Source organism: Staphylococcus sp. EG-SA-18 (assembly GCF_017151825.1).
GTDB lineage: Bacteria > Bacillota > Bacilli > Staphylococcales > Staphylococcaceae > Staphylococcus > Staphylococcus aureus.
On the sequence record NZ_JACYVY010000074.1, the window covers coordinates 1 to 484 of the forward strand.

Annotated in this window: 1 pseudogene; it reads right to left on the minus strand. The window is 37.6% G+C overall.

What is annotated here, in order from left to right:
- A pseudogene (locus IDG66_RS13025) lies at positions 1 to 232 on the minus strand (transposase); the annotation flags it as partial.
- Positions 233 to 484: the final 252 nt, after the last annotated feature.

Sequence of the window (484 nt, forward strand, 5' to 3'; positions counted from 1 at the left end):
ATGTATTTTATAATGTACAGCTCGTTGAGCTGCTATTTTCCTTATATTAAGTGCCATTAATACAAAACCTAGCTCTCGTTTAACTTTATTTATTCCTCGAACTGACATTCGAGTGAAACCCAAAATAACCTTCATAAATCCAAAAACAGGCTCTACATAAATTTTTCTATGACTATAGATTTTTTTTCGTTTCTGGTTCAGAAAGCTTTTGATTAATTTGGGCTTTAATGTATTTCAAAGTAAAATTACATGTTAATACGTAGTATTAATGGCGAGACTCCTGAGGGAGCAGTGCCAGTCGAAGACAGGGGCCCCAACACAGAAGCTGACATATAGTCAGCTTACAACAATGTGCCGGTTGGGGTGGCTGAGACGGCACCCTAGGAAGGGACCCGTCATCAAAAATTCTATTTATAGAATTTTACAGTAATGTGCCAGACGGGCAAAGCGAAGCCATTCAATACGAAGTATTGTATAAATAGAG